The sequence below is a fragment of the Janthinobacterium sp. 75 genome (genome assembly GCF_004365495.1).
Taxonomy (GTDB): Bacteria; Pseudomonadota; Gammaproteobacteria; order Burkholderiales; family Burkholderiaceae_D; genus Janthinobacterium.
Genome location: NZ_SORD01000001.1, coordinates 4,680,018 through 4,700,949, shown reverse-complemented (window position 1 = coordinate 4,700,949; position 20,932 = coordinate 4,680,018). Strand labels below are relative to the sequence as shown.

Below are 20,932 nucleotides of genomic sequence, written 5' to 3'. Positions count from 1 at the left end.
CGACAACGTGGTTGGCGGGTGATGTCGGATTACGCGCTTGCGCTAATCCGACCTACGCTTCAGCCTTACCCTGCGCAAACACCCAGCACAGCAAACTCACCAGCAGTCCCGCCATCACGCCATAGGCCAGGTTCAGCGCGCTGTCGAACAGCAGCGGCGCCACCAGGCCCGAGACCAGCGCAAACAGCAGCATCTGGATGAACGACTGCATCGAGGACGCCAGGCCGCTATTGTTGGGGAAGTGGTTCAGTGCCATCAGGGTCATCGGCGGCATGGCGATGGACAGGGCGAACGAGTAGAAGAACAGGGGCAGCACGGCCCATGGTACTTCGGCGGCAAAGAAGTAGTTGTAGCCGATGTTGGCCAGTGCGGCCACCAGCATCAATATGAAGCCGGCCCAGATCATCTGGCGCTGGCTGTAGCGGTGGGCGATTTTCGCCGACAGGGCCGAGCCGAACACCATGCCGCTGATCAGGGGAATGAACAGCCAGGCGAATGCCGTTTCCGGCAGGTGCAGGATGTTGATGATGAAGTAGGCGGCCGAGCCGATGTACAGGGCGAAGCCGCCAAAGGCGGCGCCGATGGCCGTGGACAGCAGCAGGAACTGGCGGTGGCACAGCACTTTCCAGTAATTGACAGCGATGTCGCCCAGGTGGAAGGCGTGGCGCTGCTCCTTCGGCAGGCTTTCCGGCAGCGCGCGCCAGACGACGACGAACATCAGCACGCCGAAGGCCGTGAGGAACCAGAAGATCCAGCGCCAGCCCAGGCCCACCTGCAGCCAGCCGCCCAGCACGGGGGCGATGGCCGGTGCCAGCGCGAACACCATCATGATGTGCGAGAGGATTTTTTGCGCGGCGGCGCCCGAATAGCGGTCTTGCACGATGGCGCGGCCGATGACGGAACCGGCGCCTGCGGACAGGCCCTGCAGCACGCGCCAGGCCAGCAGCCAGCCCAGCGACGGCGCCAGCGCGGCGCCCACGGAGGCGATCACATACAGCACCAGCGACACGAGAATCACGGGACGGCGGCCGAACGAATCGGACAGCGTGCCGTAAAACAGCATCATGAAGGCGAACGTGAACAGGAAAAAGCTCAGGGTTTGCTGCACCAGCAGGGGGCTGGCATTGAAATCGTGCACGATGGCGGGGAACGACGGCAGATAGGTGTCAATTGCAAGCGGTCCGACCATCGCCAGGCCCGCCAAAATCCATGTTAATAATTTAGTCATGTTAAAGAGTGTTTTTGTTAGCCCGTCATTTTACGCTAGTGGCAACAATCGGGTTTGGCGCCGCCGCTGTTTGCCATCCTTATGCATTTTTCGCATATGGAATCTTGAAATTCTTCGTTTGAATCGTGATGCCTGGCCGCTAAGCTTGGGCGACCCGGCTTGTTTGCCGTTTTCTGGAAGTGATACGCCATGCACAGTATTTATCCCGCAGCGCCCGCTGACGACACGGCCCAGTGGAATCTGGGGCCCGTGATCCAGGCGCTGCGCACCTCGCGCGAAGACAAGCACAAGATCCGCCATAACGGCAGGGTGCGCGAACTGCCGTCGCGTGAAGCTTTGACCACCATCGTCAACGGCCTGTCGGCGGCCCTGTTCCCCACGCATTACGGGCGGCCCAACCTGACGGATGAAAGCATCGACTATTTTGTCGGCGACACGCTCAACACCACCCTGAACCGCCTCAGCGAACAGGTGCGGCGCGGCCTGCTGTTCTCCGTCCCGGCTGGCGATGAAGAGGGTGGTGCCAGCGACGATGCGGCGCTGGCGCAGCAGGCGCGCGACATCACACGCGCCTTTGCCGCCAGCCTGCCCGATATCCGCGCCCTGCTGGTGTCGGACGTGCAGGCCGCTTACGCGGGCGACCCGGCCGCCACCTCGGTAGCTGAAATCATGCTGTGCTATCCGGGCACTATCGCCATCCTGTACCACCGCCTCGCGCACCGCCTGCACGCTCTGGGTGCGCCGTTCCTGGCACGCCTGATCGCCGACATCGCGCACACTTTGACGGGCATCGACATCCATCCGGGCGCGCACATCGGCGCGTCCTTCTTCATTGACCATGGCACGGGCGTGGTGATCGGCGAGACGGCCATCATCGGCCAGCGCGTGCGTCTGTACCAGGCCGTCACCCTGGGCGCCAAGCGTTTTCCTGCGGATGCCAGCGGTGCGCTGATCAAGGGTACGCCGCGCCACCCCATCGTCGAGGACGACGTGGTCATTTACGCGGGCGCGACCGTGCTGGGGCGCATCACCATCGGCGCGGGATCGACCATCGGGGGGAATGTGTGGCTGACGCAAAGCGTGCCGCCTGAGAGTAACGTATCGCAGGCGCAGATGCGCAACGACTAGGTATTGCGGACGGGAAAAAGCCCATAGTCAAGGCTGGGGTCAGACCCGGCGGGTCTGACCCCACAGTTTTACTTCACCGTCAGCGCTTCATAGCGTGCCACGGCCGCGCCATCCTTCAGCAGCAGCAGTTCCTGGTCGGCGTAGCGGTAGCCATTGACTTCGCCCAGGGTGGTCAAGAGCAGGCGCTCGAGGTCCATGTCCTGCGGCTGGCACATCATCATGGTGCCGGCCAGCTGCGAGAAGGCCAGGGTGCTGACGCCATCGCTGGTGTAGCCGCCCATCATCTGGTTGCAGCCGCTGTGGCCACTGGCGCGGCCTTCGGCCAGCTGCAGGGTCACCTCGCGCTGCTCGGGCGCCTTGCGGACCACTTGCTTGCCCTTCAATTCCTTCAGCTTCCATTGCGTGCCCGTCAGCTTCGGTGCCGGCTTGGCAGGCGAGGTGGCGCCTGGCGCGGCGGCGGCAGCGTCGCTGCGCACGGGCGTTTGCGCGCAGCCGGCGGTGATGGCGACGATGGCGGCGAGGGGGATCAGTCTGGCGAGTTTGAACATGGCATTTCCTTCTTGATGTGAATGGCGCCAGCGTAGCAGATTGGCGGCACGCCAGCGTGCACGGTTGACAAGTTCAATGGCAAGCTTACTGCTGTTTTTCCTGGTCCAGACGAGAGTCGAGCAAGGTGCGCGCCGCCGCCACGTAGGCGCGGCAGGCCTGCGGATCGACGAAGGCATCACTGCCGCCCGTGGCGCTCGCTTCCAGTCGTTCCCACAATTGCGACGCCTCCGGATGCGCCGAAATGAGCACGTCGCAGGGCAGTTTTTCCAGGGTCTCGAAGCTGTGGCGCAAGTCCGCCAGGGCGTTCGGATACTCACTGCTGGCGCTGAACTTGAAACCGGGGCGCGAGACGGCGTTGATGCTGTCCGCGTAGACCATGTTCAGGCAGCGGGGGCCGTCGCACGATTGCCACGTCCAGCTCAGGCCCCCGGGCGTGTGCCCTGGCGTGGCATGCGCCGTCAGGTAGACGGGGCCGACATTGAACTGGCTGCCGTCGCGCGCCAGGCGCATGTCCTTGACGGGCGGATATTTGGGCAGCGCATGGTATTGCGGGTCGTCCGGGCCCACTTCGCCCGACGCCAGGTCCAGCGCGGCCGACGGGCTGGCCGCCACCAGGGCATTGCTGCGCCGCTGCAGTTCGGCCAGGCCGCCCGCATGGTCGATATGGCCGTGCGAATTGAGGATCAGCTTGACGTCCTCTATGCGAAAGCCCAGCGCGCCGATATTGGCGATGATCTTGGGCGCCGATTCCGGCAAGCCGCCATCGATCAGCACATGGCCCTGCGGCGACGTCACCAGCACGGAACTGAGGCCTTTCACGCCCACGTAATAGGTATTGCCGAAGAGGCGGAACGGTGCCTGGTCGGCATTCCAGGTGGCGCAGACTTCGCAGCCCGGCGTTGGCGGCGTGGCTGGAGCCGGTGTTTGCGCCTGGGTGCCGGGGCTGGCCAGCAGCAGGGCCAGGACCAGCGCGCGTGGTGGTGTGAGGGACATTGCGATCCTTATCCGTATTGCCAAGGTGGCGTATGCTGACATGGAACGGGGCTGGACGCAAACGCTCACGGGGAGGCTGGCGGGGTGCCGGCGGCATCCTGCTGGTAGACCAGTTCGATCAGGGTATCGTCCGCATAGCGGGTGTCGCCGATGGGAGCGAGAAAGGAGCGCCCCTCTTTTTCCACCTTCAGGGCGATGCGTTGCTCGCCAGCGAGCAGGGTGGCGCTGGCGAGCGGCGCATCGCTGCGGGTGCCCATCTTGAGCTGTTCGGCGGAGCACCAGTCGGTGGTGCGCAGCAAGGTGCCGACCAGGGTGCGTACCCAGAACGGGATCTCTTTCTTGGCGATGGCGATCATCACCTGGCATTGCAGTCGCAGGTCGCCCAGGCGGCGCATGCCGGCCGGCACGCCGTCGCTCTGGATGGCTGGCTGCCAGCGATACTGTCCCTTTTTCTTGTTGGTGATCAGGTCCGCGTCCTCGCTGTCGGCCTGCGCGCTGCGCGGCAAGGTAAAGCTGCCGTCGGCTGACAGGGGCAGTGCAATCGAGGTTTCGTTGCCGGCGATGCGCAAGGCCAGGTCCCGCATGGCGTCGGCCGGGGCGCGGCTGCCCGCGACCAGCTTGAAGCGCACTTCGCGCGCTGTCGGCGCCAGCGCATGGTGTTGGTCGAAGGCATCGAGGCCAGCCGCCATCACGCGGTACGATTTCAGCTCCGGATTGCGGATGCTGTTGATGTGGATGGACTGGCTGGTGTCGGCCGGCGCTTCGGCTGGGGTATCCGCCTGCGTGTCGGCGTGCGCCGCGATGTGACTGGCCGCCAGGATGGCGAGGATGGGAAGGAAAGGAAGGTGCACGTAGTCGCCTGTTTGTTTATAACATGGCAAGCTAACATGAATGACAAGGCTTGTCACTGGCGGCGGTGCGCAAGCTTCAGATCGCATGCGCGGCGTGCAGTTCGCCGAGGATGGCTTCCTTCAATGGGGCGTGCGCCGCCGGCGTGCGCAGGCGCGGCCGTGGCGCGGCCACGTCGTAACGGGCGCGTGGCGGTCCGGCGTGGGTGTCGAGCATGACGATGCGGTCGCTCAGGTACAGTGCTTCATCGATATCGTGCGTCACCAGCAGCACGCTCAAACCATGGCGCGCTGCGACGGTGGCCAGCAGGTCTTGCAGCTTCATGCGGGTAAATGCGTCGACGGCGGAAAACGGTTCGTCCAGCAGCAGGATGCGGGGTTGGCCAAACAGGCCGCGGGCAATCGCCGCCCGCTGCGCCTGGCCGCCCGACAGCTGCTTGGGCAGGCAGTGTGCGTGGCCTTGCAAGCCCACTTCCTCCAGCAATTGCGCGACCCTGGGATCGTGTTCGCCACCAGCACTGAGGCCGAAGGCGATGTTTTGCGCCACTGTCAGCCAGGGAAACAATCGCGGTTCCTGGAAGATCAGGCCGATGTCAGCTTGAACCCCCGCCAGCAGCTTGCCGTCGAGGCGCAGGGCGCCGTGATAGTCCGTATCGAGACCGGCTACGATCGATAGCAGGCTGCTCTTGCCGCAGCCGCTGGCGCCGATCAGGCTGACGATTTCGCCCTGGCGCAGCTGCAATTGCAGATTGTGCAGCACGCGCCGCGCGCCATAGGATTTGTCACGGATGGCAATGTCAAGCAGGGCAGTCATGCGTGGGTGCTTTCGTCAGGGAGTGGCATAGCTGTCGCGCCACGCGAGCAAGCGGGTTTCCAGGCGCTGCATCAGGCTGTCGCTGGACTTGCCCAGCACGGCCAGCAGCACGATGGCAGCAAGCACGATGTCGGCACGGCTCGTTTCGCGCCCGTCGCTGAGCAGGTAGCCGAGGCCCTGGCTGGCGGCGATCAGTTCGGCCGCCACCATGAACATCCAGGCCAGGCTCAAACCGTTGCGCAGCCCCGTGAAGATGGCTGGCAGCGCGGCCGGCAGCAGCACGCGCCACGCCAGCGCAGGGCGGCTCAAACGGTACATGCGGGCCGCGTCGATCAGCTTGCGGTCCACGTCGCGTATCCCCGACGCCACGCCCATGTAGACGGGGAAGAAGGCGCCGACGCCGATCAGCACCAGTTTCGGCGCTTCATCGATGCCCAGCCACAGCAGCAGCAAGGGCACCCAGGCCAGCGAAGGAATGGCACGCAGGGCCTGGAAAGTGGGGTCCAGCAGCGCCTCCATTGTGCGGTTCAGGCCCACGGCCGCACCAATGACAATGGCCAGCAGCGCGCCGCCGGCAAAGCCGATTGCCACGCGTACGGTACTGGCCAGCACGTGGCCGGCCAGGCCCTGGCGCACCAGCTCGGCGATGGTGGCGGCGATGTCGCTCGGCGCCGGCAGCAGGTTGGCAGGGATGGCGCCCGTGCGTACGCCCACTTCCGCCGCCAGCAGTGCCAGCGCGGGCAGCAGCAGGCCAAGCGCCGTGCGCGGCAAGGGCTGGCGAAAGAGCCTGCGCCGGACGCCGGTGTCGTGGGCCGATGCTGGAGCGGCGAGCGTGTTTCTGGCCATGATCGCTTACGCCTTGCGGATGAACGGCTGGGCAAAGCGCGTGTCGACCAGCTCTGCGATGGCGCGGTTCAAGTCGGCACCTGGCTTGATCAGCGCTTCGTCAACGAGGATGGGCGCGGCCACCAGCAGGGCCTTGACGTGTTCGTTCGATGGCTGCGGATTGCTGAAGTCACTGCGCAGTTTTACCTGCAGCAGCGCCACCGGAAGGCTGACCTTGGCTTCTTCCGACAGGATTTTCGCCGCTTCGGCCGGATTTTCGCGTATCCAGGCGCGGGCCCGTTCGTAGGCCTGTATCACCTTGCCGACTTCGGCGGGACGGCTGGCCAGGAAGTCCTCCCGCACGTTCAGGAAACCGTAGGTGTTGAAGGCCACGTTACGGTAGATCAGACGCGAGCCAGCTTCCAGTTCGCTGGCGGCCATGTGCGGATCGAGGCCGGCCCAGGCATCGACCTTGCCTTGCTCCAGCGCCGCGCGGCCATCGGCATGCTGCAGGCTGACGTGTTCTATATCGCTGCGTTTCAGGCCCGCAGTCTTCAATGACCGCAGCAGGAACAGATATGGGTCGGTGCCCTTGGTGGCGGCCACCTTCTTGCCCTTCAAGTCGGCGACGCTGCGGATGGGGCTATCCTTGCGCACCACCAGCGCCGTCCATTCTGGGCGCGAAAAAATGTACGGCGCGCGGATAGGGTTGCCATTGGCGCGCGCCAGCAGGGCGGCCAGGCCGGCGCTCGAGCCGATGTCGATGCTGTTGGCGTTCAGGTATTCGAGCGCGCGGTTGCTGCCCGCGCTGAGCACCCACTTGATGCTGGTGCCATCCGGCTTGAATGCTTCTTCCAGCCAGCCGAAGCGGCGCAGCACCAGGCTGGTGGGCGAATAATAGGCATAGTCGAGGCGCAACTCCTTCAGGGGCGCTTGCGTGGCTGCGCGGGTGAAGCTGGGCAAGGCGGCGAGGGCGGTGCCGCTGGCTGCCAGTTGCAAGATGGTTCTGCGTTTCATGGTGTCCTTGGATGTTGGGGAGAGGGGTCAGGCCGCCAGTGCAGAGGCGGGCGCGGACGCGGGGACGATGCTGACCTGGCGGCCCGCATGAGCAGCCGGCAGGCGCGGACCCTGGCCGAAGACCTTGTGGCGCAAGCTGCCTTCCTCATATTGCGTGCGGTAGCGGCCGCGCCGCTGCAGCTCCGGCACGATGTGGCGCACCACGTCGGCCATGCTGTCGTGGGCCACGGCAAAGGCCAGATTGAAGCCGTCGATGCCCGTCTCGTCCAACCAGCTTTCCAGCTGGTCGGCCACCTGGCGCGCATCGCCCACCAGCACCGGACCGCGCCCACCGAGGCCGATGTATTCGGCAGCCTCGCGCACCGTCCACGTGCGATCCGGATCGGCCTGGCTGAACGAGGCCAGCGCCGAGCGGCCGGCCGGGGAATCGATGTAGTCGATAGTGGCGTCGAGCGGATAGCGGCTGAAATCGACGCCCGTCCAGCCGGACAGCAGTACCAGCGCCGCCTCGATATTGATATGGCGCAGATATTCGGCGTGCTTGGCGCGCGCCTCTTCTTCCGTGGCACCCGTGATGACTAGCGCTTGCGCGTAGATCAGCAGCGCATCGCCATCGCGTCCCGCCAGTCGCACGGCGGCGCGCAAGTCGTCGGCGTAGCGCTTCACTACCGTCTTGCTGGGGCCACTGACAAAGGTGGCCTCCGCATGGCGCGCCGCGAAGCGCGTGCCGCGCGGCGAGGTGCCCGCCTGGTACAGCAGCGGCGTGCGTTGCGGCGACGGTTCGCACAGATGGATGCCGGGCACCTGGTAGTGGCGCCCGGCATGGTTGATCGGATGTACTCGGGCCGGATCGGCGTAGATGCCGCGCACCTTGTCGTTGACGACGGCATCGTCGTCCCAGCTTTTTTCCCACAGCTTGTAGACGACCTCGAGGTATTCATCGGCCAGGTCGTAGCGTTCGTCGTGGCCCAGTTGCTGGCTCAAGCCCAGGTTGCGCGCCGCGCTATCGAGATAGCCGGTGACGATATTCCAGCCGATGCGCCCGCCCGTCAGATGATCCAGGGTGGAGATGCGCCGCGCGAACGTGTACGGATGTTCGTAGGTGAGGGCGCAGGTGACGCCGAAACCCAGGTGCGTGGTGGCCTGCGCCATGATGGGTACGAGCGCCAGCGGATCGTTCAGCGGCACCTGCACGCCGTGTTCCAGGGCCGCATCGTTGCTGCCCCGGTACACGTCATACACGCCCAGCACGTCGGCCAGGAATACCGCGTCGAACAGGCCCGCTTCCAGCAGCCGCGCCAGTTCCGTCCAGTGCTGCGGGTCGGTATAGCGGTGGCTGCAGTCGCGCGCATGCGTCCACAGTCCCGGCGACTGGTGGCCCACCGTGTTCATCTGGAAGGCGTTGAAGCGTATCGACTTGGCCATGGCTTATTTCGCGGCCGTCTGCAAGGCTTGCTGGTAATCGGGTTTCGAGTAGCCGGCAAAGTGCTTGTTGGTGATGTCAAGGAATTCGCGCGAACGGTAGGCGGCCGCCAGGTCTTTCGCGAACTGCTTGTCCTTGTCCGCCGTGCGCACGGCCACCAGGTTGATGTAGTTGGGCGAGATTTTCTCGGCCACCAGCGCGTCCGTCAGCTTCAGTCCCGACGCCAGTGCGTAATTACCGTTGATGAAGGAGTAATCGGTGTCGCCCAGGGAGCGTGGCAGCTGCGCCGCTTCCAGCGGCAGCAGCTTGATTTTCTTCGTGTTGACGGCGATATCCTTTTCCGAGGCGCGCACGGGGTCGAAGCTGGCGCGCAACTTGATCCAGCCCAACTGGTCAAGCAGCACCAGCGCGCGCGCCTGGTTGGTCGGATCGTTCGGCAAGCCTACCGTCGTGCCTTCCTTCACCTCGTCCAGGCTCTTGTGCTTCTTGCTGTAGATGGCGATCGGCGCCGTGGGTATCGTGATCAGGTCGGTCAGGGCCAGCTTGTGTTCCAGCGCGAATTTCTTCAGGTAGACGATGTGCTGGAACACGTTGGCGTCCAGCGAACCTTCGGCCAGCGCGAAGTTCGGCTGGATGTAGTCATTGAATTCCACCAGCTTGACCTTGTAGCCCTGTTTTTCCAGGATAGGCTTGATGCCCAGCTTGATCTGGTCCGCGTACGGGCCGGCGCTGGTGCCGATGGTGATGTCTTTCGGCCCTTTCGCGTGGACGAAACCGCTGGCCAGAGCCAGGGTCAGGGCGGTGAGGAGGATGCTGCGGCGGGCGATGGTCATGTTAACTCCTGCTTAGTGAAGAACTGGGGTCAGACCCGCCGGGTCTGACCCCGGAAGTCCGCTAAATAGCCTGCGGCGCAAATGTATCGATGTGCCCAGGCCCGTTTTTACGAATACGCGGTCGGCTCGGGCACCGTGCCATTCAAGGCAAAGCGTCCCAGGTCGCGCAGCTTGTAGTCGATGGGGTCGTGCAGGGTATGCACGCGCACGTTGCGCCAGTAGCGGTCGAAGCCATACTGGGCCGAGGTGGATCGGGCGCCCGTCAGTTCGAACATCTGGCTGCTGATCTCCAGCCCCGCCTTGTGCGCCAGGCACTTGGCTTCGGCCACGGAGACGGCCAGCAAGCCCCGTTCGTGCGCCGTGACCAGCGGTCCCTTGCGGAACACGGTTTCCAGTGCCTGCGCCGCCGCGTCGGCCAGCACTTGCGCGGGGCGCAGCAGCAGCCACAGCTGGCCGTAGCGGTGCTGCACCAGCGGGTCGTCCGTCGCCTGCGCCACGCCCGAGGCAAACCAGGCTTTCGCCTGCTCGTCCGTGTAGCGGCGCGCCGCCTCAAACGCGCCTTCGGCGATACCCAGATACAGGTTGCTCATGATCAGTTGCGCGATCTGCGAGCGCACGGTGGCTTGCGGCGTGGCGGCCTGCGCGGGCGCCTGCAGCACCAGTTCCTGCGGCAGGGCTACCGCCTTGAAATGCACATTGCCGCTGTCCGTCTGGCGCTGGCCGAAGGCATCCCAGTCCGCCTGCACGGTCACGCCATCCTGGCGCGTGGGCAGGGCGGCGATCAGCGCCGTTTGCGTGGGGGCGTGCCAGGCCGAGACGGTCAGCCAGTCGGAACCGACGGAGCCGGAAGAAAAGCTCTTGATGCCATCGAGGATGAATCCGTCGTCACTGTCGGTTGCCGTGACCCGTTTGTCGAGGGGATTCAGGGCATTGCCCCAGAACAGGCGCTCGTTGACGGTCAAGGCAAGCAGGCGGCGCTGCTGCTGCGCGCTGCCATACAGCTGCAGGCCCGCCAGCTGCAAATGGTGGAAGCCAAAGACATGCGCCAGGGCGCTGTCGGCGCGCGCCAGGATGCGGATCACCTGGTACACGAGGGGCCACGACGCGCCCTGGCCGCCGAATTCCACGGGAATCGACAAGGTCAGCAAGCCTGATTCGCGCAGCCATTCGCGCTCCTGCGCGGCATGTCCGCCGGCCTGGTCGCGGGCATTGGCCGTTTCGGCCAGGCGCGCGGCCAGCGCGGTGGCGACGCTGATGGCGTCCTGCAGCGGTTCCGCTGCGGGGGCGGCGGGACGGGTGGCATGGAGAAAAGCGCTAGGCATGGGGCAGATTCCAGAAAGACGATGACGCCGATATTGCACTGCCAGGCGCGCGCCGTACACGAAGAAAACCGCGCATGGATATGCGAAAAAAGCCGCGCGGGGAGCGGTGCCTTCGCTTGCGGGGCGTCAGGCCCGGATAGTCAAAAAACGCATATCGAAGCGCGAAAGCATTCGTTTTACCAGGCTGCTGATGGCGATAGGCTGCAAGCATCCGAGCAAATCCACTTCGATAACCTACAGGGACGGGCATCACATGAGCATCTTGTTATTGGGCGGTAGCCCGCAACTCCCATCGAGTTCCAGTCGCCTCCTGCTGCATATCGGAGAGCAACTGGCGCTGCAGGGCCACAGCTACGCCGAGCTGCATGTGCGCGACCTGCCGGCGCGTGCCCTGCTGCAGGCCGACTACGACGATGTGACGATTGCCCACGCCGTGCGCGCCGTGGCCGATGCCGACGCCATCGTGATCGCGACGCCCATCTACAAGGCGTCCTATACGGGGCTGCTGAAAGCCTTCCTCGACCTGTTACCGCAAGATGGCCTGGCCGGCAAGCTGGTGCTGCCGCTAGCCACGGGCGGCGGCCATGCCCATACCCTGGCGCTGGACTATGCGCTGCGGCCCGTGCTGCATGCGCTGGGCGCCAAGCAGGTCTTCACCAGCATCTATGCCAATGCACAGCAACTGGAGTGGCACGAAGGGCGGGGCCTGAGCCTGGATGCGCCGATTGCCGCACGCGTGCAGGCCGGCATCGAGGAACTCTCCACCGGCCTGTTCGTGCTGCAGGGGAAGCGCCCGCCAGCACCAGCGCCTGCCGCTGCGGCGGATGCTTCCGTGCCCGGCCGCTCGCTGCGAGACCAGCCTTACGCTGCCCACTATCAAGCCGCCTGATTATTCACCGACCAAGGAAGCACCATGACACACCGCCACGCACAACGACTCTCGCGCCGTACCACTCTGGGCTTGCTGTTTGCAGCCGCCGCCGGCGTGATGGCGGCCGGCATGCCGGCCGCGGCGCTCGCGCAGTCCAAGGGGGAGGTCCGCATCGGTTATCAGAAATATGGCACCCTGACGCTGCTGAAAGGGCGCGGCACGCTGGAAAAACGCCTGGCCGAACAGGGCGTGGGCGTGAAATGGACGGAGTTCCCGGCCGGGCCCGTGCTGCTCGAAGGCTTGAATGTAGGCAGCATCGATTTCGGCACCGTGGGCGAAGCGCCGCCGATTTTTGCGCAGGCGGCCGGCGCCAACCTGGTGTATGTCGGCAATGAGCCGGCGTCGCCGGCCAGCGAAGCCATCGTCGTGCCCAAGGGCTCCGGCCTGCGCACCCTGGCCGACTTGAAGGGCAAGAAAATCGCCCTGAACAAGGGCTCCAACGTGCACTACCTGTTATTGAAAGCGCTGGAAAAGGCCGGTGTCGCGTACGCCGAGATCCAGCCCGTGTTCCTGCCGCCGGCCGATGCACGCGCCGCCTTTGAGCGGGGTAGCGTGGATGCCTGGGCTATCTGGGATCCGTTCCTGGCGGCCGCCGAAAAGCAGTTGGGCGCCCGCGTGCTGGCCGATGGCAAGGGCTTGGTGGCGAACTACCAGTTTTATCTGGCCTCGCGTACCTATGCGGAAAAAAATCCCGAGATCCTGCGCATCGTGCTCGATGAAGTGGCCAAGGTCGATGACTGGGGCCGCACGCACCCGGACGAAGTGGCGACGATCCTCGCCGCGCAGACGGGCTTGAGCACGGAAGTGGTGGCGCTGGCCGCCTCGCGCTATGCCTACGGCGTCAAACCCGTCTCGGTCGATGTCATCGCGTCGCAGCAAAGGGTGGCGGATGCATTTTCCAGCCTGAAGCTGATTCCAAAGCCCATCGTTGTCAAGGATGCGCTGCTGCCGGCGCGCCAACTGGCCACCAGTAGCAAATAATAAAGAGAGAACACCATGTCATTGAATATATTCTGGTTCATCCCCACCCACGGCGACAGCCGCTACCTGGGCACGTCGCAGGGCGCGCGGCCCGTCGATGCCGATTATTTGCGCCAGGTGGCCGTAGCCGCCGATACGCTGGGCTACGACGGCGTGCTGCTGCCCACGGGCCGCTCTTGCGAAGATGCGTGGGTGGTGGCGTCATCGCTGATCAGCGTGACGCAGAAACTCAAATTTTTAGTGGCCGTGCGGCCAGGCCTGTCTACGCCGGGCCTGGCCGTGCGCATGGCATCCACGTTTGACCGGCTGTCGAACGGGCGCCTGCTGATCAATGTCGTCACCGGGGGCGATCAGGGCGAACTGGAAGCGGACGGCCTGTTTGCTGACCATGCCAAGCGTTACGAGATCTCCGATGAATTCATCAAGGTCTGGCGTGCGACGCTGGCGGGCGAGGGCGGCGCGGCCGGCTATGATTTCGAGGGCAAGCATATCCAGGTCAAGGGCGCAAATACCCTGTACCCTCCCGTGCAGAAACCATACCCACCGCTGTACTTCGGCGGCTCGTCGGAGCCGGCGCATGAACTGGCGGCCGAGCAGATGGACGTGTACCTGACCTGGGGCGAGCCGCCTGCTGCAGTCGCCGAGAAAATCGCCGACATCCGCTCGCGTGCGGCAAAACACGGTCGGACGGTGCGCTTCGGCATCCGATTGCACGTGATCGTGCGCGAGACCAACGAGGCGGCATGGCGCGCGGCCGATGAACTGATCAGCCACCTGGACGACGACATCATCGCCAAAGCGCAGGCGGCCTTCGGCAAGATGGATTCCGTGGGCCAGCAGCGCATGGCGGCCTTGCACGGCGGGCGGCGCGACAAGCTCGAAGTGTCGCCCAACCTGTGGGCCGGCGTGGGCCTGGTGCGCGGCGGCGCGGGCACGGCCCTGGTGGGCGATGCGCCCACAGTGGTGGCGCGCATGCAGGAATACGCTGACCTGGGCATCGATACCTTCATTTTCTCGGGCTACCCGCACCTGGAAGAGTCGTACCGTTTCGCCGAACTGGTGTTCCCGCTGCTGGGCAAGGGCAAGGCCGTGGGTGAGCAGTCCTTGAGCGGCCCTTTCGGCGAAGTCATGGCCAGCAATATCGTGCCGGCCGCGCCGCAGAAAAAGGCGGCCTGAGATGGGCGCCGGCCCCACTTTCTCCACCAAGCATCTGCGCGGCACTCTCTGGCGTCATGCGCTGGCGCCGTGGGCCTTGCCCGTGGCGCTGCTGCTGGCCTGGCAACTGGCGGCGCAGTGGGGCTGGCTGTCGAGCCGCATCCTGCCCGAGCCGTGGGCCGTGGCGAAAGCTTTCTGGCAGCTGGCCGTGTCGGGCGAATTGTGGCTGCACCTGAAAACGAGCTTGTGGCGGGCCACTGTCGGCTTCGTCATCGGCGCGGGACTGGGCCTGCTGCTGGGACTCTTGACGGGCAGCTTCCGCCATGCGGAAACCCTGCTCGACACGACATTGCAAATGGTGCGCAACATCCCGGCCCTGGCCCTGATCCCGCTGGTGATACTGTGGTTCGGCATCGACGAGACGGCCAAGCTGTTTCTGCTGGCCGTCGGCGTCTTCTTTCCCGTCTACCTGAACACCTTCCACGGCATCCGCTCGGCCGACCAGGGCTTGATCGAAATGGCTAAAAGCTATGGCCTGTACGGCTGGCCGCTATACCGCGACGTGATCCTGCCGGCCGCCATGCCTTCCATTCTGGTCGGCGTACGCTTTTCGCTGGGACTCGTGTGGGTGCTGCTGATCGTCGCCGAAACCATCTCGGCGCAGGCGGGCATCGGCTACATGACCATGAATGCGCGCGAATTCCTGCAAACGGACGTGGTGCTGGTGGGGATACTGCTGTACGCCTTGCTGGGCAAGCTGGCCGATTTGTTTTCGCGGGGGCTGGAGCGCCACTGCCTGCGCTGGAATCCCGCCTACCGATAGTGACGAAATGAGGAAAGATAAAACCATGCTGCTCGCCCCCATCCAGATTGAAACGGATTTTTTGTCGCACTTCGTCCAATACGACCCGGCCGGCGCGCCGCCGCAAGCGAAGGTCGCCCCGCAGGTCCCTTTGGCGCGCCGTGGCGTGCCGCTGGCATTGACGCAATTGAGCAAGGCCTATGGCGAACGCCCCGTCCTGAACAATGTCGACCTGCAGCTGGAAGCGGGCGAGTTCGTCGCCATCGTGGGGCGCAGCGGATGCGGCAAGAGTACCTTGCTGCGCTCGATCGCGGGGCTGGAAAGTATCGATGAAGGCAAGATTGCCATCGGCAGCGGCGTGGGCGCGCCCGATATCCGCATCATGTTCCAGGAATCGCGTTTGCTGCCGTGGAAGACGGTGCTAGCCAACGTTGCTCTGGGCTTGCCCCGCTCCGTCGGCGCGGCGGCCGCCTCGCTGTGGACGGTGGGTCTGGCCGAGCGGGCCGACGACTGGCCGGCTTCCCTGTCGGGTGGCCAGAAGCAGCGCGTGGCGCTGGCGCGCGCCCTCGTGCACGAGCCGCAATTGCTGCTGCTCGACGAGCCATTGGGTGCGCTCGACGCCCTCACGCGCATCGAGATGCAGCAACTGATCGAGTCGCTGTGGCTGGCGCGCGGTTTCACGGCCGTGCTGGTGACGCACGACGTGGCCGAAGCAGTGGCCCTGGCCGACCGGGTGCTGCTGATCGAGGATGGGCGGATCACCCTGGACATGCAGGTGGACTTGCCGCGCCCCCGCCAGCGCGGTCATGCGGCTTTCGCCGCGCTGGAGCAGGCTATCTTGTCGCGGGTGCTGAAACCGCAGGGTCAGATAGCTGCGCCAGCACGATGAAACCGTCGCCATCGACCGTCGCCACGATGCCCTCGTAGCTGTCGATGGCGGGGTGGCGCGTGGCCAGTGGGTGTGCGTGCGTGGCGGTGACGACGATGATTTTCGCACCAGCGGCTTCGCCCGCCTCGATGCCGACGGACGCGTCTTCAAACACCAGGCAATCAACAGGCGCCACGCCCAGTTTTTCCGCCGCCAGCAGGTAGCAATCGGGTTTCGGCTTGCCCGCCTTGACGTCTTCCGCCGTCACCATGATGGCGGGAATGGGCATGCCGGCCGCCTTCAGGCGGGCCGTCGCCAGCGCGCGCGGCGCCGAGGTGACGATGGCCCATTGCGCCGGCGGCAGCGACTGCAGGAAGCGCAGCGCGCCCGCAATTTCAATAATTCCTTCCACATCGATGATTTCCGCATCCGTGATGCCCTGCGACTCGCGCTGCGCGTCGACGCCGGGCAAGGCCAGCTTGGCGATGGTGTCTACCGAGCGGGCGCCGTGGATGGTGGGCAAAAAGGCCGCCACGTCGAGGCCCTTGCGCTGCGCCCAGGTGCCCCAGATGCGTTCGGCGGCGGCGATGGAATTGATGACGGTGCCGTCCATGTCGAACAGCAGGGCGCGGTAGCGGCCTGCGGCCCGGGGCGGCGTCGACGATAACGGTGGCTGCTGCAGCGGCGAGGGCAGTGCGGACATGGCTTCCTTCCGGATGATGGGCTGGAAGCCATTGTAACGGCAGTCGATTTTTATTTCACAGGTAGACCGATTCAAAGCGGGCCACGGGTGCGCCATCTTTGAGCAGGATCAGGTATTCGCCATCGAAGCGGTAGCCCGTCACGCTGTTCAAATTGGCCAGCACGGCGCTTTCCAGCTGCATCAGTGGAGGCGGGCATGCCATGCGCGTGCCTGCTAGCTGCGTGAAGCGCAGGGCCGTGCCAGCCACCGTGTAGCCACCCATGACCTGGTTGCAGCCCGTAAAACCATGGACCTTGCCATCGTCGGTGAGGGTGATGCGCACTTCGCGCTCCTGCTCCGGCGCCATCGTGACTGGGGCACCATCGAGTTCTGTCAGCTTCCAGTAGGTATTTGTCAGGCTGTAGCTGGGCGTCAGGCCGGCGTCCGGCTTGGCGCTGTCTGACGTGGTGGTGCAACCGCCGGCCATGGCGATGGCGGCGGCGAGTGGCAGGTATTTCAGGCGATGCAGCATGGGACGCTCCTGTGAGAGGGAAAATGCCTGCAGACTAGCAGATTTTTCGCGCCAGCCAGCGTACGGCAGCAGCGATTGTTTTCATTTTGCCAGCCTTGGCATTACACTCATGCTTTCTGCTGTTTTCACTTTATCGGGGAGCCGGGCCGATGCTGCATGCACAAGCGCTGGATAATCGACTGGTCGCCACCACCGGCGACGACGTGCTGGTCGACCGCATCGTGCCCGGCGCCCCGCTGGTAATCGCTTTTGGCTTCGTCGCGTGGACCACGCGCCCCGCCTTTGATTTTTACGGGCGGTTGAGAAAGCTGGAACAGGTCAGCGGCCAGCCGCTGAACAAAATCCTGGTGCGCGACTCCGGCAACGCCTGGTATCACCGCCAGATCGCGGGCCTGGGTAATCACGTGGATGAAACGGCGCAAGCCCTTCGGGAGCTGGTGCGCAGCATTGCGCCCGCCAGCATCACCACCATCGGCCAGTCCATGGGCGCGTATGCGGCCGTCATGTTTGGCTTGCTGATTGAGGCGCAGCAGATCGTCGCCTTTGGGCCATTGTCCTTCCTCGATGTGCAGCAGGCACGCCTGTACCACGAGCTGCGCTGGATGCCCGTGATGGAGTCGCTGGCGCAAGACCCGCCACCCTCGGGCTATTACGACCTGGCGGCCCTGTGCCGCGCCAGGGCGTCGGAGCGCACGCATCTGCACCTGGTGTTCGGCACGCGGCCAGACGCGGTCCGGCCGGACGTGGCCAGCGCGGGAGGCAGTGCCAGCGCCAGCGAATCGGTGAACCTCGACGCCATGCATGCGCAGCGCCTGGCCGCCTTCGGCCGCTGCACCCTGCACCCGTTTCCCCATTCGGGGCACGCGGTGGTGCAGCACCTGATCGACACCAAACGCCTCAACGGCTTGCTGGCAGCATGCATACTCGGTCTCACTTTGGCGCCCGAGCCCATGCCGGAGATCGGCGCCGCGTGGCAGGAATGGGTAGCGGAAAATCTGCGTTTGGGCTGCACCGGCGAACAGCTGGTGGCGGTACTGCAGCAGCATGGCTTTTCGCCGGCCAGCAGCACGGCCGCCGTGGATGCTGCCCGCGCCGCGCGGAAGGCGCCATGACGGCGCAGTTCGAACTCGACACCCTGAAGATCCGCATCGCCGCTCCTGAACTGGCGGCGCTCGACCTGCGCGTGCGCGTGCAGCGCGCGCTGCGCCAGCTGATACTCGATGGCGTGCTGGCGCCTGGCCTGCGCCTGCCGGCCACGCGCGCGCTGGCGCAATCGCTGGGCGTGTCGCGCGACACGGTGGAAATGGCGTACGCGCAGCTGCGACTGGACGGGTATATCCAGCGGCAGGCCGGATCGGGCAGTTTCGTGCCGCAGTCGATAGGCGCCAGCTTGCTGGGCACGTGCCAGAGCGCGCCGTTGCTTCACTTGCCGGCGCAGCCGGTGGCGCTCAGCGCCAGGGGCGCGCACATCCTCGCCAGCGGCGGCGTTGTCGACCAGCAGAGCGTGAAGGCGTTTGCCACGGGCTTGCCGGAAACGCGGGCCTTCCCCCACGACGTGTGGGAGCGCTTGCGGCGCCAGGCGGCCAGTAGCGAACACCATGTGCTGCTGCACGGCGACCCGCAAGGCGCCGCACCGCTGCGGCAAGCGATCGCCGACTATGTCAACCTGGAGCGGGGCGCGCGGGCCACGGCCAGCCAGGTGCTTGTGCTAAGCAGCACGCGCCAGGCCCTGTACCTGTGTGCGCAGGTGCTGGCCGATGCGCATGGCCCGATATTGATGGAAGATCCCGGCTATTTCGGCGCGCGCAAGGCGTTCGAGATGGCGCAGTTGCGGGTGCTGCCCGTGCCCGTCGATGCGCATGGACTGTCCATCGAACACCTGCGGGCGGACCGCAGCGGGGCCAATACGATTTACGTCACGCCGTCGCACCAGTATCCGACGGGCGTCACCCTGACGCTCGAGCGCCGCCTGGCGCTGAACGCCTGGGCTGCCGAGCGGCAGGGCTGGATCATCGAGGATGATTACGACAGCCAGTTTCACTACGCCGGCTTGCCGACGGCTTGCGTGCAGGGGCTAGATACGCAGCAGCGCACGATTTACCTGGGCACCTTCGCCAAGTCGCTGTATCCGGGCTTGCGCATCGGCTACATGGTGCTGCCGCCCGCCCTCGTCAAGCCGATGACGCATGCGCGCAGCATCCTCGACGGCCACACGCCGCAACTGGATCAACTGACACTGGCTCGTTTCATCGCCGACGGCCATTTCGCGGCCCATGTGCGCGCCATGCGGAAGGTCTATGCCGTGCGCCGCGACGCGATGGCGCAGGCCGTGCGCCGGCACTTGCCGCAGGTGGTCACGGCGCAGCTGCCGCCGGGCGGCTTGCAACTGCCGTGTCTGCTGCACGAGGGCAGGGATGAGCTGGAAACGATACGGCTGGCGGCGCAGGCGGGCATCGTGCTGCCGGGCTTGAGCCGGCTGTATGCGACGCCGCCGGAGCGGGGCGGCTGGCTGCTGGGCTTTGCCGCGTTGACCCCGCACGAGATCGATAGCGGCATCGTCCGTCTGGCGCGCGCTCTCGGATAAACACGCTAAAGTGGTCTGCTGTTGTCGGATGAATTGGCCTGCTTTGGCAGTCCATGCGGCCATTAAGATGCTCCCTTTTAATGGCGGGGCATATACATGACGACAAGCGCAACCACAACAAGCACAACAAGCACAACAACCGCCGCCATGGCCAGTCGGCTGCGATGGCGCGATCTTGCTTCTCCCACGTTGGCGGCCTGCATTTCCGTCCTCGTCAACTATGGCGGAACCTTCGTGCTGGTATTCCAGGCGGCCCAGTTGGCCCAGCTGAGCGCGGCACAGACGGCGTCCTGGGTCTGGTCGCTGAGCATCGGCGTGGGTGTGACGGGCATCTGGCTCAGCTACCGCTACCGCGCGCCTGTCATCACGGCCTGGTCCACGCCTGGCGTGGCCTTCCTGGCCACCGTCATGCCGCACACGCCGTACGCGGAAGTGATCGGCGCGTACATGGTGTCCGCGCTCGCCTTCATTGTGCTGGGCATGTCCGGCGCCTTCGAGCGCCTGGTGCGCCTGATTCCTGGCGGCATCGCTGCCGGCTTGCTGGCCGGAATCTTGCTGCAATTTGGCGTGAATGCCTTCGGTGGCGCCAGCGCCGACCCGCTGCTGGTCGTGGTGCTGCTGCTGTCGTATGCCGTGCTGCGCCGTTTCACGGCCCGCTTTGCCGTGGTGGGCATCATGCTGATCGGCCTGGGCCTGCTGCTGGCGCAGGGACGCATCGATGCGCAAGGCATCGAACTGGCCCTGGCGGCGCCCGTGTTCGAGATGCCGCGCTTTTCCGTGGCGTCGCTCTTGGGCGTGGCGCTGCCCCTGTTCCTGATCACCCTGACGGGGCAATACATGCCCGGCATGCTGGTGCTGCGCAATGACGGTTACGGCGTCAGCGCCAATCCAATTCTCACGGTGACGGGCCTCGGTTCGCTGCTGATGGCGCCGTTTGGCGCGCATGCCTTCAACGTGGCCGCCATCACGGCTGCCATTTGCACGGGCAAGGATGCGCATGCGGACCCGTCGAAGCGCTATGTCGCCGGGCTCGCTTGCGGCGTGCTGTACATCCTAGTGGGCGTCTTCGGCGTCACCCTGGCCAGCCTGTTCATGGTCTTGCCGCGCCCCTTCATCACGGCGCTGGCTGGCCTGGCCCTGCTGGGCGCCATCGGCAACAGCCTGGCGCAGGCGATGGCGGACGTGCGCATGCGCGAAACGGCGCTGATCACTTTCCTGGCGACGGCCGCGAACGTGACCCTGCTGGGCGTGGGCGGCGCCCTGTGGGGCCTGGCGGCCGGACTGGCGGCGCATGGGCTGATGCATGGCTGGCGCAAGCCCGTGGCGGCTTGATTGGGACGCATGGGCGATTTTTTGCCCGTTTTCCTTGCCGCCGCATACAATTGCTGCCGCCCGTGCCCGTTGGCACCATGTGACT

At 65.3% G+C, this 20,932-nt stretch carries 21 protein-coding genes; 9 read left to right on the top strand and 12 right to left on the bottom strand.

Features of this window, described 5'->3' with window-relative positions:
- Window positions 1-52 precede the first annotated feature (52 nt).
- On the bottom strand, window positions 53-1,228 hold the full coding sequence (locus C8C89_RS21375) for a multidrug effflux MFS transporter (RefSeq protein ID WP_101480644.1): 1,176 nt from the start codon (window positions 1,226-1,228) through the stop codon (window positions 53-55).
- A gap of 189 nt (window positions 1,229-1,417) precedes the next feature.
- Here C8C89_RS21375 and epsC point away from each other — a divergent pair, with 189 nt between their 5' ends.
- Window positions 1,418-2,356 (top strand): serine O-acetyltransferase EpsC, encoded by a 939-nt coding sequence (gene epsC / locus C8C89_RS21370; RefSeq protein ID WP_101480645.1) that lies wholly within the window; start codon window positions 1,418-1,420, stop codon window positions 2,354-2,356.
- Between the two features lie 68 nt (window positions 2,357-2,424).
- Here the strand turns inward: epsC and C8C89_RS21365 are convergent, their stop codons facing one another.
- From C8C89_RS21365 to C8C89_RS21325, 9 genes are all read right to left on the bottom strand, one after another.
- Window positions 2,425-2,904 (bottom strand): META domain-containing protein, encoded by a 480-nt coding sequence (locus C8C89_RS21365; RefSeq protein ID WP_166674818.1) that lies wholly within the window; start codon window positions 2,902-2,904, stop codon window positions 2,425-2,427.
- 85 nt (window positions 2,905-2,989) lie between these two features.
- Window positions 2,990-3,898 carry a subclass B3 metallo-beta-lactamase gene (gene bla, locus C8C89_RS21360; protein ID WP_101480647.1) on the bottom strand — a complete coding sequence of 303 codons (909 nt, stop codon included), beginning with the start codon at window positions 3,896-3,898 and terminating at the stop codon, window positions 2,990-2,992.
- Between the two features lie 65 nt (window positions 3,899-3,963).
- Window positions 3,964-4,749 carry a hypothetical protein gene (locus C8C89_RS21355; protein WP_133992413.1) on the bottom strand — a complete coding sequence of 262 codons (786 nt, stop codon included), beginning with the start codon at window positions 4,747-4,749 and terminating at the stop codon, window positions 3,964-3,966.
- Between the two features lie 76 nt (window positions 4,750-4,825).
- Window positions 4,826-5,560 (bottom strand): ABC transporter ATP-binding protein, encoded by a 735-nt coding sequence (locus tag C8C89_RS21350; protein WP_101480649.1) that lies wholly within the window; start codon window positions 5,558-5,560, stop codon window positions 4,826-4,828.
- 15 nt (window positions 5,561-5,575) lie between these two features.
- Window positions 5,576-6,406, bottom strand: coding sequence for an ABC transporter permease (locus C8C89_RS21345; RefSeq protein WP_101480650.1), 831 nt, complete (start codon window positions 6,404-6,406; stop codon window positions 5,576-5,578).
- 6 nt (window positions 6,407-6,412) lie between these two features.
- Entirely contained in the window at window positions 6,413-7,402 is a 990-nt protein-coding gene (locus C8C89_RS21340) for an aliphatic sulfonate ABC transporter substrate-binding protein (protein WP_101480651.1), read from the bottom strand.
- 27 nt (window positions 7,403-7,429) lie between these two features.
- Window positions 7,430-8,827, bottom strand: coding sequence for an LLM class flavin-dependent oxidoreductase (locus tag C8C89_RS21335; RefSeq protein ID WP_133992410.1), 1,398 nt, complete (start codon window positions 8,825-8,827; stop codon window positions 7,430-7,432).
- Window positions 8,828-8,830: 3 nt separating this feature from the next.
- Window positions 8,831-9,658: a MetQ/NlpA family ABC transporter substrate-binding protein gene (locus C8C89_RS21330; protein ID WP_101480653.1), complete on the bottom strand. Its 828-nt coding sequence runs from the start codon at window positions 9,656-9,658 to the stop codon at window positions 8,831-8,833.
- A 107-nt stretch (window positions 9,659-9,765) separates the two neighbouring features.
- Window positions 9,766-10,980, bottom strand: a complete 1,215-nt coding sequence (locus tag C8C89_RS21325) for an acyl-CoA dehydrogenase family protein (RefSeq protein ID WP_101480654.1) — start codon at window positions 10,978-10,980, stop codon at window positions 9,766-9,768.
- A 253-nt stretch (window positions 10,981-11,233) separates the two neighbouring features.
- Here C8C89_RS21325 and ssuE point away from each other — a divergent pair, with 253 nt between their 5' ends.
- From ssuE to C8C89_RS21300, 5 genes are read left to right on the top strand one after another with little or no spacing between them, the layout of a single operon-like run.
- Window positions 11,234-11,869 carry an NADPH-dependent FMN reductase gene (ssuE, locus tag C8C89_RS21320; protein ID WP_101480655.1) on the top strand — a complete coding sequence of 212 codons (636 nt, stop codon included), beginning with the start codon at window positions 11,234-11,236 and terminating at the stop codon, window positions 11,867-11,869.
- A gap of 24 nt (window positions 11,870-11,893) precedes the next feature.
- Window positions 11,894-12,892 carry a sulfonate ABC transporter substrate-binding protein gene (locus C8C89_RS21315; RefSeq protein WP_166674817.1) on the top strand — a complete coding sequence of 333 codons (999 nt, stop codon included), beginning with the start codon at window positions 11,894-11,896 and terminating at the stop codon, window positions 12,890-12,892.
- A gap of 15 nt (window positions 12,893-12,907) precedes the next feature.
- Window positions 12,908-14,068 carry an FMNH2-dependent alkanesulfonate monooxygenase gene (gene ssuD, locus C8C89_RS21310; protein ID WP_133992408.1) on the top strand — a complete coding sequence of 387 codons (1,161 nt, stop codon included), beginning with the start codon at window positions 12,908-12,910 and terminating at the stop codon, window positions 14,066-14,068.
- Between the two features lies 1 nt (window position 14,069).
- Entirely contained in the window at window positions 14,070-14,870 is an 801-nt protein-coding gene (gene ssuC / locus C8C89_RS21305) for an aliphatic sulfonate ABC transporter permease SsuC (RefSeq protein ID WP_133992406.1), read from the top strand.
- 25 nt (window positions 14,871-14,895) lie between these two features.
- Window positions 14,896-15,738, top strand: coding sequence for an ATP-binding cassette domain-containing protein (locus tag C8C89_RS21300; RefSeq protein ID WP_133992404.1), 843 nt, complete (start codon window positions 14,896-14,898; stop codon window positions 15,736-15,738).
- On the opposite strand, the gene C8C89_RS21295 is transcribed toward C8C89_RS21300, so the two are convergent.
- Together C8C89_RS21295 and C8C89_RS21290 are read right to left on the bottom strand one after the other, a co-directional pair.
- Window positions 15,683-16,420 carry an HAD-IA family hydrolase gene (locus C8C89_RS21295; RefSeq protein ID WP_133992402.1) on the bottom strand — a complete coding sequence of 246 codons (738 nt, stop codon included), beginning with the start codon at window positions 16,418-16,420 and terminating at the stop codon, window positions 15,683-15,685. The genes C8C89_RS21300 and C8C89_RS21295 overlap by 56 nt on opposite strands.
- 55 nt (window positions 16,421-16,475) lie before the next feature.
- On the bottom strand, window positions 16,476-16,931 hold the full coding sequence (locus C8C89_RS21290) for an META domain-containing protein (protein WP_101480660.1): 456 nt from the start codon (window positions 16,929-16,931) through the stop codon (window positions 16,476-16,478).
- Window positions 16,932-17,080: 149 nt separating this feature from the next.
- Here C8C89_RS21290 and C8C89_RS21285 point away from each other — a divergent pair, with 149 nt between their 5' ends.
- The 3 genes from C8C89_RS21285 to C8C89_RS21275 all read left to right on the top strand — a co-directional run bounded on the left by C8C89_RS21285 (window position 17,081) and on the right by C8C89_RS21275 (window position 20,847).
- Window positions 17,081-18,043 carry a hypothetical protein gene (locus C8C89_RS21285; protein WP_133992400.1) on the top strand — a complete coding sequence of 321 codons (963 nt, stop codon included), beginning with the start codon at window positions 17,081-17,083 and terminating at the stop codon, window positions 18,041-18,043.
- Complete coding sequence (locus C8C89_RS21280; RefSeq protein ID WP_133992398.1) at window positions 18,040-19,515, top strand: PLP-dependent aminotransferase family protein; 1,476 nt, start codon at window positions 18,040-18,042, stop codon at window positions 19,513-19,515. The genes C8C89_RS21285 and C8C89_RS21280 overlap by 4 nt, the downstream gene beginning before the upstream one ends.
- Window positions 19,516-19,662: 147 nt before the next feature.
- On the top strand, window positions 19,663-20,847 hold the full coding sequence (locus tag C8C89_RS21275) for a benzoate/H(+) symporter BenE family transporter (protein ID WP_101480663.1): 1,185 nt from the start codon (window positions 19,663-19,665) through the stop codon (window positions 20,845-20,847).
- Window positions 20,848-20,932 lie beyond the last annotated feature (85 nt).

Bases quoted from the DNA above. Each gene is read 5' to 3' on its own strand.
- C8C89_RS21335 (WP_133992410.1), bottom strand. From the start codon at position 8,827: ATGGCCAAGTCGATACGCTTCAACGCCTTCCAGATGAACACGGTGGGC.
- C8C89_RS21325 (WP_101480654.1), bottom strand. From the start codon at position 10,980: ATGCCTAGCGCTTTTCTCCATGCCACCCGTCCCGCCGCCCCCGCAGCG.
- C8C89_RS21275 (WP_101480663.1), top strand. From the start codon at position 19,663: ATGGCCAGTCGGCTGCGATGGCGCGATCTTGCTTCTCCCACGTTGGCG.
- C8C89_RS21315 (WP_166674817.1), top strand. From the start codon at position 11,894: ATGACACACCGCCACGCACAACGACTCTCGCGCCGTACCACTCTGGGC.
- ssuC (WP_133992406.1), top strand. From the start codon at position 14,070: ATGGGCGCCGGCCCCACTTTCTCCACCAAGCATCTGCGCGGCACTCTC.
- ssuD (WP_133992408.1), top strand. From the start codon at position 12,908: ATGTCATTGAATATATTCTGGTTCATCCCCACCCACGGCGACAGCCGC.
- bla (WP_101480647.1), bottom strand. From the start codon at position 3,898: ATGTCCCTCACACCACCACGCGCGCTGGTCCTGGCCCTGCTGCTGGCC.
- C8C89_RS21280 (WP_133992398.1), top strand. From the start codon at position 18,040: ATGACGGCGCAGTTCGAACTCGACACCCTGAAGATCCGCATCGCCGCT.
- C8C89_RS21330 (WP_101480653.1), bottom strand. From the start codon at position 9,658: ATGACCATCGCCCGCCGCAGCATCCTCCTCACCGCCCTGACCCTGGCT.
- C8C89_RS21375 (WP_101480644.1), bottom strand. From the start codon at position 1,228: ATGACTAAATTATTAACATGGATTTTGGCGGGCCTGGCGATGGTCGGA.
- C8C89_RS21285 (WP_133992400.1), top strand. From the start codon at position 17,081: ATGCTGCATGCACAAGCGCTGGATAATCGACTGGTCGCCACCACCGGC.
- C8C89_RS21345 (WP_101480650.1), bottom strand. From the start codon at position 6,406: ATGGCCAGAAACACGCTCGCCGCTCCAGCATCGGCCCACGACACCGGC.
- C8C89_RS21295 (WP_133992402.1), bottom strand. From the start codon at position 16,420: ATGTCCGCACTGCCCTCGCCGCTGCAGCAGCCACCGTTATCGTCGACG.
- C8C89_RS21365 (WP_166674818.1), bottom strand. From the start codon at position 2,904: ATGTTCAAACTCGCCAGACTGATCCCCCTCGCCGCCATCGTCGCCATC.
- C8C89_RS21350 (WP_101480649.1), bottom strand. From the start codon at position 5,560: ATGACTGCCCTGCTTGACATTGCCATCCGTGACAAATCCTATGGCGCG.
- ssuE (WP_101480655.1), top strand. From the start codon at position 11,234: ATGAGCATCTTGTTATTGGGCGGTAGCCCGCAACTCCCATCGAGTTCC.
- C8C89_RS21340 (WP_101480651.1), bottom strand. From the start codon at position 7,402: ATGAAACGCAGAACCATCTTGCAACTGGCAGCCAGCGGCACCGCCCTC.
- C8C89_RS21300 (WP_133992404.1), top strand. From the start codon at position 14,896: ATGCTGCTCGCCCCCATCCAGATTGAAACGGATTTTTTGTCGCACTTC.
- epsC (WP_101480645.1), top strand. From the start codon at position 1,418: ATGCACAGTATTTATCCCGCAGCGCCCGCTGACGACACGGCCCAGTGG.
- C8C89_RS21290 (WP_101480660.1), bottom strand. From the start codon at position 16,931: ATGCTGCATCGCCTGAAATACCTGCCACTCGCCGCCGCCATCGCCATG.